The following is a 14,328-nucleotide window of genomic DNA, read 5'->3' on the forward strand; positions in this document are numbered from 1 at the left end:
GCGTGACAACCGCGAGCGCGCCCGCCTCGCTGCCTCGGTACACTCGCCCGGCATGCGTGTCTCGCCGCTCCTCCTCGCCCTCGCGCTCGGGGGCGCGTGTGCGACGGCCGTCGCTGCCCCCGCGCCGACGTCCGCCGAGTGGTCGGCGCGCGAGCGCAAGCAATTGGTGCAGTACGAGGTGGCCCTCGCCGCTCCCGAGTCGCGCTGGCTCGAGATCGTCATGACCGTCGAGCAGCCTCGCGGTCGTCGCAGCGACGTCGCCCTGCCGGCGTGGATCCCCGGCTCTTATTTGATCCGCGACTTCGCCCGCAACCTCGACGGGATCGAGGTCACCGACGTCGCCGGGGTGTCGCTGCCGGCCGAGCGCCTGGACAAACAGACATGGCGCATCGGACATGGCGGAAAGAGCTTCCGCGCCCGCTACCGGGTGTGGGCCGACGAGCCCGGGGTGCGCACCAGCGTGGTCGACGACCGCCACGCGACCCTCAACGGCGCCGGCCTGTTCCTCTACCTCGTCGGCGAGACGGCGCGCCCGGCCGAGCTGCGCTTCACCGGCCTGCCGAAGGACTGGACCGTGCACGCCGCCCTGCCGCAGCCGACCCCTGGCACCCTGCGCGCGGCCTCCTACGACGTCCTGGTCGACTCGCCGCTCGAGCTCGGCACGCCGGTGGTCCACGCGTGGGACGAGGGCGGCGCGCGCATCGAGCTGGTGTTCTCGGCCCCGGCCGGCAGCAACGCCGACCCCGAGCGGCTGGCCCGCGAGCTCAAGCCGCTGGTCCACGCCTTCGCGGTGGCGATGGGCGGCCTGCCGACCTCGCGCTACGTGTTCTTGATGCTCGCCGACGAGAAGGGCGACGGCGGGCTCGAGCACGCCGACAGCACGCTCATGCGTGTCCCGAGGGACATGTTCCAGGACGACGGCGGCTACCGCCGCGCGCTCCACCTCGCCGGCCACGAGTTCTTCCACCTGTGGAACGCCAAGCGACTGCGCGACGCGGCGCTGGTGCCCTACGACTACGCGCGCGAGGATTACAGCCGGCTCCTGTGGTTCCACGAGGGCTTCACCGAGACGATCGAGAACCAGATGCTGGTGCGCGCCGGGGCGACCACGCCGGACGAGTTCTTGCGCGAGCTCGCGGGCGCGTGGACGGCCTACTTGCAGAAGCCCGGGCGCAACCACGTGCCGCTGACGCAGGCCAGCGTCGAGGCGTGGGTCAAGCAGTACAAGCCGTCGCCGGGCCACCACGACACCACCATCAGCTACTACGAGAAGGGCCACCTCGCCGGCGTCTGCCTCGACCTCGAGCTGCGCCTGCGCTCGCATGGCAAGGGCTCGCTGGTCGGGCTGTTCCGCCGCCTGATGACCAGCCACGGCGCGCGCGGCAAGGGCATCACCTTCGACGACGTCGTCGCCGCCGCCTCGGCCGAAGCCGGCAGCGACGTGCGCGACTTCTTCCGCCGCTACGTCGAGGGCACCGACGAGCTTCCGCTTCCCGCGCAGCTGGCGCGAATGGGTGTCGAGGTCGAGATTCGCGCGCCGTCGGCGAGTGAGTCATCGCCGCTGGCGGCCCGCCGCAAACAGGGCTGGTCCGGGCTCCTCTTCAACGACAGCGGCATCCGCAGCGTCGCCCTCGGCTCGCCCGCAGCGCTCGCGGGTCTGCTGCCCGGCGACGAGATCGTCGCCGTCGCCGCCCGCCGCACCCGCACCGCCGAAGAGGCCGCCGAGCGCCTGATGGACCACGCTCCCGGCCAGTCGGTCGAAGTCGCCCTCTTCCGCGGCGGCCGCCTGCTGCAGCGCACCCTCACGATCGCCGAGGACCCACGAAAGCTGGTCCGCTTCGCCGTTTCACCGACAGCAGAGTCTGCTGTCCGCGCCCTCCGCGACGCCTGGCTCTCGACTTCGCCGAAGTGACGCGCGCTCCCGCCAGCGATCACCTAGGGGCGCGCGCGTGAGGTGTGCTTCATGATGTCCCAAGAGACATATCATGACAATCGCCGGCCCTGCGGCCGCGGTGATTCTGCGATTACCATGATGGTATGGACAGCGCGCATCCCGGGGCCCCCGGAGAGCTCGAGCCCTTGCTCTCGCCGGCCGACCGGCGCGACCCCACGCTCCGCCTCCGCAGCTGCCTCCGCGCCGACGACCTGATCGGTCGCTCGCCGCCGATGGTCGAGCTGCTGCGTCAGCTCTCGCAGCTCGCCCCGCTCGACGTCTCGGTCCTGCTCACCGGCCCCTCGGGCACCGGCAAGACCCACATCGCCCGCGTCATCCATGCCTCGAGCCCGCGCGCCGCCGCCGGCAAGTTCGTCGAGCTGAGCTGCGCCAACCTGCCCGACAGCCTCGTCGAGAACGAGCTGTTCGGCGCCGCCCCCGGGGCCCACTCGACCGCGATCAAGGCCGTCGAGGGCAAAGTGTTCGCCGCCCACGGCGGCACCCTGCTGTTCGACGAGATCGCCGAGCTGTCGCTGCCGGCCCAGGCCAAGCTGCTGCAACTGCTGCAGTCGCGCGAGTACTACCCGCTCGGCGCCAGCCGCCCGCGCGCCGCCGACGTGCGGGTGATCGCCGCCACCAACTGCGACCTCAAGGCCCGCGTCGCCCGCCGCGAGTTCCGCGAGGACCTCTATTATCGCCTCCACGTGGTGCCGATCCGCGTGCCGTCGCTGACCGAGCGGCGCGACGACATCCCCGAGCTGGCTCAGCACTTCTGCGTGCGCGCCTGCGTGCGCCACCGCCTGCCGCCGCTGCACCTGTCCCAATGGACACTCGTGTCGGCCCAGGCCGCCTGCTGGCCCGGCAACATCCGCGAGCTCGCCAACGCCGTCGAGGCCGCCGTCATCCGCGCCGCCGGCGAGGACTCGCGCGAGGTCGAGACGCGCCACCTGTTCCCCGCGCGCGAGCACGACCACGAGTCCGCCGGCCCGCTCAACTATCGCGAGGCCCTGCGTTGCTTTCAGACCCAGCTGGTCCGCGGCACGCTCGTGGACAGCAATTGGAACGTGGCCGAGGCGGCGCGCCGCCTCGCCGTCACGCGCGCGCACATGTACAACTTGATGCAGACGCTCGACATCTCGCGGCCGTGATCGCCGACCTCGACGCCGCGGCGTGACGCCGCGAACTCGCGCCGACGCGCGTGACGACCGTGTCGGCGAACTCCATGCGGCCCTCGATCACCGAGCTCGACGATGCGACGACGCTCGTCGCTAGCTGCCGCGCGCATGGATCCGTGGAGACCCTGTCCAGGCGACATGACATCCTCACGACCAGCACCTCGCCGCGGGCGCGTCCGCGCGGCGATTCGCCCCACCCGTCCCCGCGGGACCCCGCGACCCCGCTCGATCCTGCGGAGATCCAGCAGATCGGGCCGAACCCTGCGTCCACTCCGCTGGACACCCGCGGACGCCTGTCGTCACCGGCTCTGGACAACGAACCCGCGCACGACCGCGAGCGCGTCGTCGCCGGCCTGGAACGTGTTCTGCACTCCACTCTGCCAGGCCGTCATGCGTCACCGTGCGACCCTCAGTTCACCTGTCCCTTCGACCAGATTCTCAGTGCGCGAGCGAGACCTCCGCGGCGAGCCGGTCGACCTCGACGCCACGCCGTCGGCGGTGCGCGTCGAGCTGCTCGGCGGAGCGCGCACGTTCGGCGTCACCGTGGTCCCGGCCGAGGCCGAGCCGGCCGCGGCGACGCTGACGGGCGCCCACCGGGCCGCCGCGCTGCGCGACCTCGACGCCGCGCCCGGGACCCCGGAGCTGGCGCTGCTCCTCTATGTGGCGCTGCAGCGGGCGCGGATCTGGCGGCGCACGGCGGTGGTCAGCGCGGAGCCGTCGCTGGCGGCGGCGCCGATGCAGCTGTCGGCGCTGGCGCTGCGCGGGCTGCGAGCGGCGCCGCTCGACGAGGCCATGCACCGCCTGTTCGCCGCCTGCGACGACGACGGGCGCGCGCTGTCGACGGGTCGCTTCGGCGCCGAGGCGACCGCCTGCCTGTCGCGCCACGCCGAGAGCTTCGCCGAGAACGCCTGGTGCCGGGCCGTGCACGCCGGCCGCCTCGCGCGCGAGCAGTACGTCGCCACCCTCGCCAACACCCATCAGTACGTCCGCTACACCCCGCGCCTGCTGGCCCGCGCGATCTCGGTGTGCGACGACGAACCGCTGCGCGACCACTTCACCCGCCACTTCCGCGGCGAACAGAAGCACGACCGCCTCATCGAGGCCGACCTCCGCTACCTCGAGGCCGACGTCGAATTCGTGCTGCGCGCGATGGTCCCGTGGGGCCCGACGCTCGCGTTCATGAGCGTGCAAGAGAGCATGGTCGCGTTCCACCAGGACCTCACCTGCTTCCTCGCCGCCCCGTTCGTCGCCGAGGGCCTGGCCGCTCGCGTCGGCCCGCTCGTCCTCGACGACCTCGCCGGCAACATCCGCCGCTGGGGCTACCGCGAGCCCGCCCGCGCGACCCGCTTCCTCGTCAGCCACGCGCGCGAGGACGGCGGCGACGATGGCCACTGGAGCGCCACGCTCGCCGTGCTCGCCCGTCAGCTGCGCGACGACACCACCCAGCAACGCTTCCTCGCCGCTCTTCACCTGGCCGCCGACGCCTTTACCGCCAGCTATGACGCCTATGTCGAATATCTCACCCTCTTCACCCCACCCCTCCTCGCTGACCCTTGAAGCCTTCTGCGCCGCCGAGCGCCCCGACCTCGCCGAACTCTATTGCCTCGGTCAGGTCGAGAGCTACCGGCGCCACCCCGGCAGCGTCGCCGCGCTGTGGACCGTGCAGCTCGCCGAGGCCTTCGTCGTGCTGGCCCGCGCCCGCGACGGCACCGCCGCCGGCGGCATGCGCGTGCACCTGCGCCGGCCCGGCTCGCCGCTGCCGGTCGAGCAGGCCCTCGCGGCGGCCTGTCCCATCGAACAGGCGGTCGCGCGCGCCCGCGGCCCGCTGGTCGAGCTGTGCGGCACGTGGGTCGCGGCCGCGTGGCGCCGCACCGACCTCGCCGCGGCCCTGACCGGCGCCACCCTGGCGGTCGCCCGAGCCCTCGGGGCGGCGCAGATCGTCGGCTGCGCCCACCAGCACGTCATCGACCTCTACCGCCGCTTCGGCGCGGTCGTCGACGAGACGCTCGGCGTTCACGCCTACCCCGACCCGCGCTACCAGACCTGCGTGTTCTGGGCCGACCCGTTCGCCTGTCCCGAAGGCCAGCTCGTCGCGGCCTGGTCCGAAGCCCTGCGCGCCGGCCCCAGCGTCGAATTCGCGCCGCTGCCGCTCGCGGCCTGAACGCCTGCGCCGCGCTGCGAGCAGCCCCTCGCAGCGCGGCGCACACAAAGATCGGCGAGATGACTCTCGCAGGCCGACGCTCGCCGCAGAGCGACGGAAGCTTCCGCAGGCGGCGGGATGCCTGTCGCAGGGAGGCGAAAGGACGCCTCCCGAAGAGCGACGCGCGCCGCTCTCGAGGCAACAGCCCCGCGGGGCCAACAGAGTCTACTGACTCTCACGACATGTCCTTTACAACATGTCCTTTACAACATGTCCTTTACAACATGCCCTTTATAACATGCCCGTTCGGACATGCCCCATGCAGCATGTCCGAACGGTCACGCGCGACGCCACGCCGGCCCGGCCTCCGCGGCCTCAGGCGTCGTGCTCGACGCGGCGGATGAACGCCTCGAGGATCGCCGACACCTCGGCCGCCTGCTCGCGATGGGCCCAGTGGTTGGCGTCGAGGCGGTGCACCTCGAGGTCCGCGGCCACCTCGGAGATGTCGTCGTAGACCTCGGGGCGCAGCGCGAAGTCGTGGGTCGGCACCATCAGGCAGGTCGGCACCTCGACCGGGCGCAGCTGCGGCCGGCGGATCAGCACCTGGCGGTACAGCGCCAGCGGCGTCAGGGCCGCCTTGCGCGTGCCCTCGGCGTCGAACTCGCGCAGCAGCGGGTCCTCCTTCGGCACCCCGCCGGCGCGCAGGGCCCGGACCCACGCTTTGGGGAACTGGCGGCCGATGACCTGCTCCGGCAGCCACGGCAGCTGGAAGAACAGGATGTACCAGCTGCGCCGCAGCTGATCGAACAAGAACCCGAGCCGACGCGGCGAGCGGGCCGCGCGGATCAGGCTGCGCTGAAACAGCCCCGGGTGCGGCCCGGCCAGCACCGACAGCGAGCGCAGCCTTCGGGCGTAACGCGGCTCCTCGGCGAACATCCACGCCAGCGCCCCGCCCCAGTCGTGCGCCACCAGGTGGACCTGTCCTTCGGGACCGGCGACCTCGTCGATCACCGCCTCGATGTCGGCGAGGTAGCGCGCGAACGCGTAGCTCCCGGCCCCCGTCGGCGCCGTCGAGCGCCCCACCCCGCGCTGGTCGAACGCCGCCACCGGGTGCGTCTGCCCCAGCGAGGCCATCTGCAGCGACCACGTGTCGGCCGTGTCGGGGTAGCCGTGCAGGAACAGCACCGGCGTGCGGCGCTCGCCGCGATCCTCCGCGCGGCTGCGCACGACATGGAGCGAGACGTCGTCGTGGGCCACGAACACGTGCTCGAGGCGAGCGAGCTCGGCATGAGAAGCGGCGCGGGCGTGGTCGTCGTCGGGGCGTCCTGACATGGCCGCGCAAGCTTACACACCCCGGCGCGGACTTGCATGCCGGGCCGGTCGGGCCAAAGCTCGATCCCCGATGACCCATCCGGCCCGCTACTGGCACCGCGAGGGCGAGCGCATCGTCTGCACCGCCTGCCCGCGGCTGTGCACGATGTCCGAGGGGCAGCACGGCTTCTGCTACGTGCGCAAGCACGAGGACGGCCGCCTGGTGTCGCTCGCCTACGGCAAGCCCAACGCCGTCGCCGTCGACCCGATCGAGAAGAAGCCGCTGTGGCACTTCTTGCCCGGCACCACGATCCTCAGCATGGGCACCGCCGGCTGCAACCTCGGCTGCCGCTTCTGCCAGAACTGGGACCTGTCGAAGGCCAAGTCGCACCACAAGCGCGCGCTCGAGCTGAGCCCCGAAGACGTGCCCGTGCTGGCCCGCCGCGAGGGCGCCGCCTCGGTCGCCTTCACGTACAACGACCCGACGATCTACCCCGAGTACGTCATCGACGCCGCGCGGGCCGCTCGCGCCGCCGGGGTCGCGGCCGTCGGCGTCACCGCCGGCTACATCTCCGACGCCGCGCGCGCCGACATGTACCCCGAGCTCGACGCCCTCAACATCGACCTCAAGGGCTTCAGCGAGCGCTTCTATCACAAGCTGACCTTCTCGCACCTGCAACCCGTGCTCGAGACCATCGAGTGGTCGGTCAAGCGCGGCCTGTGGGTCGAGCTGACCACGCTCGTGATCCCCGGCCACAACGACGACCCCGAGGAGCTGCGGGCCCAGTTCCGCTGGATCGCCGACCACGTCGGGCCCGACGTCCCGCTCCACCTCACCGCCTTTCACCCCGACTACAAGCTGCAGGACATCCCGGCGACGCCGCCCGAGACCCTGATCCGCGCCCGCGACGAGGCCCGCGCGTTCGGCCTGCGCTTCGTCTACACGGGCAATATCTGGGACCGCGTCGGCTCCGTCACCGCGTGCCCGGGTTGCGACCTGCCGCTGATCGAGCGTCGCTGGCATGCCGTCACCGCCAACCGCGTCAAGGCCGACGGCACCTGCCCCGGCTGCGGCGCCAAAGTCCCCGGCGTGTTCGACGATCGCAGCCAGTCGACCTCCGGCGGCCGCCGCTATCATTTGCTCTGAACTCCAAGCCATGCCCCACCTCGAGCCGCACCGCCTGCCCGCCGTCGCCGACCGCTTCTACCCCGGAGACCCGCGCGCGCTTCACCGCGAGCTCGAGCGCTGCCTCGTCGCCGCCGTCGCGCCGGCGCCCGCGCGCATGATCCTCGCCCCGCACGCCGGCTACGTCTACAGCGGCGCCCTGGCCGGAAGGACATGGTCGCAAGTACATGTCCCGGAGCGCGTGATTGTGCTGTGCCCCAACCACACCGGCCGCGGCGTCCGGCGATCGATCTGGCCCGGCGGCGCCTGGGACACCCCGGACGGCCCGGTGCCGATCGCCGCCGACCTCACCGACGCCCTGGTGCGCCACGCCGGCCTCCAGCCCGACACCGCGGCGCACTTGCGCGAACACGCGATCGAGGTCCAGCTGCCGTTCCTGCGCGCCCGCAACCCCCGGGCCGAGATCGCCGCGGTGTGTCTCGGCGGCCTCGACCTCGTCGAGTGCCAGGCCGTCGGCCTCGGCGTCGCCGCGGCGATCCGCGAGCTCGAGCAGCGCGCCCCCGACTCGGCGCCGCAGGTGCTGCTGGCCGCCAGCAGCGACATGTCGCACTACACGAGCGCCGACGAGGCCGCCGCGCTCGACCGCCTCGCGCTCGACCGCCTGCTCGCGCTCGACCCCGCGGGCCTCTACGAGACGGTCCAGCGCCACGAGATCAGCATGTGCGGGATCTTGCCGGCCACCGTGGCCCTGGTGGCGGCGCTCGAGCTCGGCGCGACCCGGGCCGAGCTGGTCGGCTACACGCACTCCGGAAAAGTCACCGGCGACACCGAGCGCGTGGTCGCCTACGCCGGCGCCGTCGTGCAATGACGGGGCCGCGTTTTTTCTCGAGACACCTGAGCGCCTGATTCTCGGCGCTCGGTGATTGTCGCCTCGAGTGATTCTTCGAAGTACTCGCCCACGTTCGTCTCGAAGGGCGCGCTCTGCTCGAGCTCTCGAAGTATGCGAGGGTCTCCTCGCTCTGGGGAGCTCGATGTCTCGAAGTGCGAGGGTCTCCTCGCCCTGGAGAGCTCGAGGTTTCGAAATGCGCGGGTCAGCTCGCCCTGCGAAGCCCGAGGTCTCGAAGTGCGAGGGTCAGCTCGCCCTGGAGAGCTAACCACTTCGGAGGTTGCACAGCGCACCTCGCCGTCCTGGAGTGACGGCGCCGTCGCGCGTGCGTGGAACAGAACGCCCCGGCAACGGCTTGCACGCGCGTGGGCGCACGAGCGTCGCGAAATAACCGCCTGCACGCGATTCGTTGAGGCGCTGTCATGGCACGCACCCGCGATCTCGTCGCATTGTCCGCCATCCTCATCGCCCCGCTCGCTGCGATCCTCGTCTCGCAGGCGCTGCCCTCGCTCGCGGTCGACGGGACCGAGCCTGCGCCTACGCGGCCGCAACCGCTCGCTGCGCCGATCGTGACCGCCCCGCCTGCGGTCGCCCCGATCGCCAGCGAGCCCGCCTGCCCCGCGCCCCAGGCTGCGCCCGGCGAGCCGCTCAGCCAGCCCAGCTTGCCCGCGGCCGCCGGCCTGTTCGGCGACGCCTTGCTCGTGCGCAAGGAGTCGCTCGTGCTGCACACCGCCGCCGAGCGCCGCTGGGCCAGCGGTCGCCCCGTCATCACGGCCGAGCCCGGCCACTTGCTCGCCACCCGAGCTGTCCATTGGGATAGCCTGCCGGAGGACCTGCGCAGCCTCGAGGACGCCACCATGGTCGTGCACGCCGCTGACGGCAGCACCTGCGTCGCCGCGGTCGGCGAGCCCAAACTCCACCTCGAGCAGATCGGCGACGTCTTCCATCACATCGGCGACGACGGCCAGGAGAGCTTCGATCCGCCCGCCGACAAACGTGTCCTTCGGGACATGGTCAAGCAGCTGTTCGCCGAGACCGACGACCTGTTGCTGCTGGCGCGCCAGCGCGGCGCCTCCGGCCTGTCTTGCGACGGCCTGTGGGCCCGGCGGGCCGACCTCCCGCCCGCCACCGTGTTCGGGCGCCGCAGCCTCGACGACGCCGACGCCGCCGCGCTCACGGCCGAGGCTGCGCCGGTCGTGCGGGCTCAGCCCGAGTTCGCCGCCCTCGCCGGTGAGTACGCCGAGTACCTCGCGCCGATGGACACCGAGCGCCGCGCCGACCTCCCCGCCTGGGACGCCTTTGTCGCCGCCAACCTCAGGACCGAAGCCTGGCGCGAGATCGGCGGCTCGCGCCAGATCGTCAGCGTCCAGCTCCAGTTGCTCGATCGCATGGCCTGCAGCGACGAGTTCGGCGGCACCCTCGCCCTGCTGCTCGAGCGCCGCGACGGCGAGCTCGTCCGCATGGTCCAGCCTGGCTGGCTCGGCCTCTCCGCGCTCATGGACCTCGAGGGCGACGGCGTGCTCGAGGCCGTCACCGACGACGGCTTCGAGACCGTCCTCCACACCCACGCCAGCGACGGCGCCGACCTCCGCGACGCCTACTCGGTGCCCTACGTCGGCTGCCCGTGCTGAACTACGGCGAATCGAGCCGCAGCAGCGACCGCACCGCGCGAGCGTGATTGCGGGCGACCAGCAGCTCTTGCGCGCCGATCTGCAGGCGCAAGTGATAGTGGGACTTCACCCGCAGCAGCTTCAACCCGTCGTAGCGCTGGGCCGCGCGACGGACATGGACCTCACGGGAGTGCCTCAACAGCTGGAGCAGGCGCTCGTGGTTGCTGTCGCTCGCGCCGGTATCGAAGCCCATGGCCTTGCCGGTGAAGTGATACGTCGCGTAGTAGAGCGCCGCGATCGCCAGTCGCCGGCTCGCCTCGGTCGCCTCGGCCGACTGCGCGCGCTCGCAGTGGCCCAGCGCCTCGGCCCACAGCTCCTCGGGCGTGATCATGCGCGCAGCTCCGCGAGCGGGATCTCCGGCCCGTAGACCGTGAAGACCACCCGTCCGATGAGGTGCGACGACCCGCCCGGCACAGCATCGACGGCGTCCAGCAGCGCCTCCTGCAGCCGATCGATCTCCGCGTACGAAGTCGCGTCCGTCCAGTAGTACAGCGCCAGGCGGTCGTGAATCCCGTCGAGCGCCACGATCGAGGCCCTGAACGACGCTACCCGCGGCCCGATCGTCGCCTCGATCGCCGACTGTCGCGCCTGCCAGCCTTCGACGAGCTCGTGCGTGCTCAGGAAGCCCAGCATCGGATGATCCGGGCAGCGCGCCGCGAACCAAACCAGCTCCCCGTGGCGCACCGCCATCTGCGCCGCGATCTCGACGCGGGCCTCGTCGAGCTCGGCCAGCGGGCGGTCGTCGAGGCTCGCCAGGACCCGCCTGGCCTCGGCCACCAGACCGGCGTCACCGAGGCCGGCGGCCAGGTTCAGCGAGATCTCCGGCGGCACTGCCGGCAGCGTCCGCCACAGCTCGAACCCGCGTGCGGCCTCCGCCCGGGCCTCGCGGGCCTTGCCGGCGAGGACCAGCGCGTTGTCGTAGGTCGTCGACGCGATCAGGCTGCGTGGCTCGCCTGCGGCCTCCCGGGCCAGCTCGTGCAGCACCTCGGCCAGGAGCGCCCCGTGGTGGGCCTCGAAGCTCTGCAGGCGTTTGCTCAGCGCGACCGACTTGAGCGCAGGGAGGGCCATGTTCGCCGCAACGTAGCTCGAGCGCATGGGGTCGTCCAGGCGAGCACCGGGCGCCCCGGGCGACGCCTTCGTACGCGCGCGCACCAAGGCGCGTTGGGCATCGCCTGTTTATTGCCTCGTGCTCACCGCAGCACGATGAAGCTGAGCGGCATCTCCGAGTCGACGGCTTCCCAGTCCACGTCGATCGCTGCCACCCGGGCCGAGGGCGGGCCTTTGCGGCACCACTCGATCAGCGCTTCCACCCTGGCGCGGGTGCCCTGGGCGCGCAGCTCGACGCAGCCGTTGGGCAGGTTGCGGACCCACCCGCGCAGGCCGAGCGCCTGGGCCCGGGCTTGCGCGCTGGCGCGGTAGTACACGCCCTGGACGCGCCCGTCGATGCACACGAGCGCCTGGACCACTTCGAGCTCCTGTCCCATCGGCCCTGTCCTCGGTAACCTGTGCGATCGGCCATATCCCGGGGAACATGTCCCCGGGACCAGCCGAATCCTAGTCTTCCAGCGCCCCGCCGGCGATCCACGCCTCGATGAGCGCCAGCTTCGCGTCGTCCATCAGGCCCATCGGCGGCGGCATCAGCGTGCCCGCCCCGCCCTCGTCCTCGAAGCCGCCTGCCAGCTTGAGGTACAGGTAGCTCGCGGCCGGGTCGCTCGGCTCGACCAGGTCGAGGGCGACCGACGGCGACTTGACGTCGACCAGCGCCGCGTACGAGTCGCCCATCGGCAGGCTGAGGTTGCCGTTGGCCGCGCTCGCCGCGGAGAAGTGGCACGAGCAGCTGGCGTCGATGATCGCCTGCACGTTGGCGAACGTCGGCTCGGCTGGTTCGCCGGTGGTGTCGGTCCCGCCGGTGTCGGTGTCGGTGTCTACGCCGCCGGTGGTCGCCGGCCCGCCGCCCTCGAACTCCGCGCCCGCGATCCACGAGAGGATCACCTGGTTGTTGGGGTTCAGGAAGTCGTTGTCGGCCGGCATGCGCGGCACGGTGCGCGTGAGGCCGAGGCTCGACAGCAGCACGTCGGGCAGCATCACGATCGCCAGGTACGAGTTCACGGTGTCGCCGAGGGTCACCAGCGGCACCCCGTTGATCTCGCCGGTGAGGATGCCGTCGATCTCGTCGCCGGCCAGGATCGGCAGCGTCGCCCCGGGCGAGTGACAGCCGGACTTGCCGCAGCTGGCCTCGAGCGCCTCACGCACGGCCGGCGGCACGCCGCCGCCGCCGCTGCCGCCGCTGCCGCCGGTCTCGATCGCCTCGAGCTGGTTGCAGCCCGCGAGCAACGTCGTCGTCGCCAGGGCGAGGGACACGGACTTGAATGTCTTCCGGGACATGTCGTTACAGGCTCCACTTGCGGCTGAGGTTGAAGCCGAAGAAGAAGTTGCCGCGGTCGGTGAACGGGTTCTTGCTCTGACCGCCGGGGGCGTAGAGGTTGGTGTGGATCTCGCGGGTGTTGGTGATGAAGATCTGGAACAGGTGCTTGCCGGTGTTGACCGAGCCGCCGATCGCCCACGAGCCGATGTTGCTGCCGTTCCGGTCGGCGTTGCCGCCGCGGAAGAAGAACACGTCGGCGGGGATCGGCAGGTGGTACTCGAGGTCGATGCCCCAGCGCTTCTTTTGACCGAGCCACACCGTCGAGGCGATGCCGATGCCGAGCGTGCCGCGCTTGTCGCGGACCTTGACCGGGCCGTTCACGGCGTCGTCCGGCAGGTCGACCTGCACGTTGGCCGAGTGGTTGGTGCGCAGGTGGTAGCCGAACGTCAGCTGCGTGCTCCAGCGGTCGAACCACAAGCGGCTGAGCAGCAGCTGGAAGTTGCCGGCCCACGGGTTGGCGGTGTTGCTGGGGAAGTCGCGCAGGTACTCGACCGACGCGTAGCCGCCGAAGCTGAGCTTCTTGCCGTCCTCCTGGCGGATCGGGATGTACTTGGTGCCGAGCTCGTAGCCCTTGCGCGAGTTGGTGCGCCGGATCAGCACGTCCCAGCCGTTCAAGATGCCGTAGGCGAAGCCGTACGAGATGTTGGCGCCGGCGTCGAGGCCGAACGCGCCCCGCTCCGCGCCGACCTGACCGAAGCGGTGGTCGATGCGGAACTCGAAGGTCCGGCGCCCGAGCGTCGTCGTGGTCGGCAGGTTGATCTGGAACGTGCCGTGGAACGGCGGCTTGCCGCGCTCCTTCTCTTGCTTGGGCTCGCCGCCGTCGACGTCGCCCGGGGCCTCGGTCGGCCCGGCGGCGCTGTCCGTCGGCGTCGAGGTCTCGACGACCGCGCCCGCGCTCTGCGAGTCGCCGAGCGCGACGATCCACGAGCGCACGAGTTCCATCTCCTTGGCGCTCAGCGGGTCGTCGCCCATCGGCATGACGTCGCCCTTGATCCCCTTGTGGCCGGGGATCAGCTTGACGACGAGGTAGCTGTTGTCCGGATCGCCGGGCACGACGAAGCGCTTGCCCGCGTCCTTCGACTTGTCGCGCGACAGGTGCCCCAGGTCGCCGACGAGCACGACCTCGCTGCCGCCGGACTCGTGGCAGGCGCTGCACTTGTCGTCGAACAGCTTGCGGACCTTGACCTCGAGGTCGGCCGCCTTCTTGTTGCCGGCCCCGCCGCCGCTGCTGGCCGAAGGGACAGGTGCCGGAGAAGCCGCCGGCGCGGGCGCGGAGGCCGGCTTCATGCCGGCGATCCAGTCCTTGATCGCCTTCTTCTGCGCCGCGGGCATGGCGTCGCCGGGCGGCATCGCATCGCCGGTGATGCCCTTGGCGCCGACGATCTTGGCGTAGAGATAACTGGCGTCGGGATCGCCGGCGACGACCAGCGGCTTGCCGGTCGCCTTCGACTTCACCGAGGTCAGCCGCGCGGGAGAACCCGCGAGCGACACCTCGTCGGCGCCATCATCGTGACAGGCGGTGCAGCTGTCGTCGAAGATCGCCTTGACCTTCGCCTCGAGGTCAGGGGCCGGCGCGAGGGCCGAAACGACAGCCATAACGAGTGGTGCTGCAGGCGCGAGCATGTGCGTCAACCGTGAGTGTTACCACAATGCGCGGCGCCA

Annotated in this window: 13 protein-coding genes; 7 read left to right on the forward strand and 6 right to left on the reverse strand. The window is 71.5% G+C overall.

Annotated elements, in window-relative coordinates:
* The first annotated feature begins 52 nt into the window (after positions 1–52).
* The 4 genes from POL25_RS35180 (at position 53) to POL25_RS35195 (ending at position 5,269) form a co-directional block, all read left to right on the forward strand.
* Complete coding sequence (locus POL25_RS35180; protein WP_272090716.1) at positions 53–1,912, forward strand: M61 family metallopeptidase; 1,860 nt, start codon at positions 53–55, stop codon at positions 1,910–1,912.
* A gap of 125 nt (positions 1,913–2,037) precedes the next feature.
* A complete protein-coding gene (locus tag POL25_RS35185) occupies positions 2,038–3,081 on the forward strand; it encodes a sigma 54-interacting transcriptional regulator (RefSeq protein WP_272090718.1) in 1,044 nt (347 codons plus the stop codon).
* 468 nt (positions 3,082–3,549) lie between these two features.
* On the forward strand, positions 3,550–4,665 hold the full coding sequence (locus POL25_RS35190; RefSeq protein ID WP_272090720.1) for a hypothetical protein: 1,116 nt from the start codon (positions 3,550–3,552) through the stop codon (positions 4,663–4,665).
* Complete coding sequence (locus tag POL25_RS35195) at positions 4,616–5,269, forward strand: GNAT family N-acetyltransferase (protein WP_272090722.1); 654 nt, start codon at positions 4,616–4,618, stop codon at positions 5,267–5,269. Before POL25_RS35190 ends, POL25_RS35195 begins: the two co-directional genes overlap by 50 nt.
* A gap of 354 nt (positions 5,270–5,623) precedes the next feature.
* On the opposite strand, the gene POL25_RS35200 is transcribed toward POL25_RS35195, so the two are convergent.
* A complete protein-coding gene (locus POL25_RS35200) occupies positions 5,624–6,580 on the reverse strand; it encodes an alpha/beta fold hydrolase (RefSeq protein ID WP_272090724.1) in 957 nt (318 codons plus the stop codon).
* Positions 6,581–6,650: 70 nt separating this feature from the next.
* Between POL25_RS35200 and amrS the strand changes: the two genes are divergently transcribed.
* From amrS to POL25_RS35215, 3 genes are all read left to right on the forward strand, one after another.
* Complete coding sequence (amrS, locus tag POL25_RS35205) at positions 6,651–7,706, forward strand: AmmeMemoRadiSam system radical SAM enzyme (protein ID WP_272090726.1); 1,056 nt, start codon at positions 6,651–6,653, stop codon at positions 7,704–7,706.
* 10 nt (positions 7,707–7,716) lie between these two features.
* On the forward strand, positions 7,717–8,553 hold the full coding sequence (amrB, locus tag POL25_RS35210) for an AmmeMemoRadiSam system protein B (RefSeq protein ID WP_272090728.1): 837 nt from the start codon (positions 7,717–7,719) through the stop codon (positions 8,551–8,553).
* 440 nt (positions 8,554–8,993) lie between these two features.
* Complete coding sequence (locus POL25_RS35215) at positions 8,994–10,202, forward strand: hypothetical protein (protein WP_272090730.1); 1,209 nt, start codon at positions 8,994–8,996, stop codon at positions 10,200–10,202.
* Between the two features lies 1 nt (position 10,203).
* Here POL25_RS35215 and POL25_RS35220 read toward each other — a convergent pair whose 3' ends face one another.
* The 5 genes from POL25_RS35220 to POL25_RS35240 all read right to left on the reverse strand — a co-directional run bounded on the left by POL25_RS35220 (position 10,204) and on the right by POL25_RS35240 (position 14,262).
* The gene (locus POL25_RS35220; protein WP_272090732.1) at positions 10,204–10,572 is read right to left on the reverse strand and encodes a hypothetical protein; all 369 of its coding nucleotides are present in this window, start codon (positions 10,570–10,572) and stop codon (positions 10,204–10,206) included.
* Positions 10,569–11,309, reverse strand: a complete 741-nt coding sequence (locus tag POL25_RS35225) for a hypothetical protein (RefSeq protein ID WP_272090734.1) — start codon at positions 11,307–11,309, stop codon at positions 10,569–10,571. The genes POL25_RS35220 and POL25_RS35225 overlap by 4 nt, the downstream gene beginning before the upstream one ends.
* Positions 11,310–11,431: 122 nt before the next feature.
* Positions 11,432–11,725 carry an acylphosphatase gene (locus tag POL25_RS35230; RefSeq protein ID WP_272090736.1) on the reverse strand — a complete coding sequence of 98 codons (294 nt, stop codon included), beginning with the start codon at positions 11,723–11,725 and terminating at the stop codon, positions 11,432–11,434.
* Positions 11,726–11,795: 70 nt separating this feature from the next.
* Positions 11,796–12,626: a hypothetical protein gene (locus tag POL25_RS35235; protein ID WP_272090738.1), complete on the reverse strand. Its 831-nt coding sequence runs from the start codon at positions 12,624–12,626 to the stop codon at positions 11,796–11,798.
* Positions 12,627–12,630: 4 nt separating this feature from the next.
* Positions 12,631–14,262: a DUF5777 family beta-barrel protein gene (locus POL25_RS35240; protein ID WP_272090740.1), complete on the reverse strand. Its 1,632-nt coding sequence runs from the start codon at positions 14,260–14,262 to the stop codon at positions 12,631–12,633.
* Positions 14,263–14,328 lie beyond the last annotated feature (66 nt).

The organism is Nannocystis bainbridge (assembly GCF_028368995.1).
GTDB lineage: Bacteria > Myxococcota_A > Polyangia > Nannocystales > Nannocystaceae > Nannocystis > Nannocystis bainbridge.

Excerpts from the sequence above, each read along its gene's own strand:
- POL25_RS35180 (WP_272090716.1), top strand. The coding sequence starts at position 53 with ATGCGTGTCTCGCCGCTCCTCCTCGCCCTCGCGCTCGGGGGCGCGTGT.
- POL25_RS35240 (WP_272090740.1), bottom strand. The coding sequence starts at position 14,262 with ATGGCTGTCGTTTCGGCCCTCGCGCCGGCCCCTGACCTCGAGGCGAAG.
- POL25_RS35195 (WP_272090722.1), top strand. The coding sequence starts at position 4,616 with ATGTCGAATATCTCACCCTCTTCACCCCACCCCTCCTCGCTGACCCTT.
- POL25_RS35185 (WP_272090718.1), top strand. The coding sequence starts at position 2,038 with ATGGACAGCGCGCATCCCGGGGCCCCCGGAGAGCTCGAGCCCTTGCTC.
- POL25_RS35235 (WP_272090738.1), bottom strand. The coding sequence starts at position 12,626 with ATGTCCCGGAAGACATTCAAGTCCGTGTCCCTCGCCCTGGCGACGACG.
- POL25_RS35220 (WP_272090732.1), bottom strand. The coding sequence starts at position 10,572 with ATGATCACGCCCGAGGAGCTGTGGGCCGAGGCGCTGGGCCACTGCGAG.
- POL25_RS35215 (WP_272090730.1), top strand. The coding sequence starts at position 8,994 with ATGGCACGCACCCGCGATCTCGTCGCATTGTCCGCCATCCTCATCGCC.
- POL25_RS35200 (WP_272090724.1), bottom strand. The coding sequence starts at position 6,580 with ATGTCAGGACGCCCCGACGACGACCACGCCCGCGCCGCTTCTCATGCC.
- amrS (WP_272090726.1), top strand. The coding sequence starts at position 6,651 with ATGACCCATCCGGCCCGCTACTGGCACCGCGAGGGCGAGCGCATCGTC.
- POL25_RS35225 (WP_272090734.1), bottom strand. The coding sequence starts at position 11,309 with ATGGCCCTCCCTGCGCTCAAGTCGGTCGCGCTGAGCAAACGCCTGCAG.
- POL25_RS35230 (WP_272090736.1), bottom strand. The coding sequence starts at position 11,725 with ATGGGACAGGAGCTCGAAGTGGTCCAGGCGCTCGTGTGCATCGACGGG.
- amrB (WP_272090728.1), top strand. The coding sequence starts at position 7,717 with ATGCCCCACCTCGAGCCGCACCGCCTGCCCGCCGTCGCCGACCGCTTC.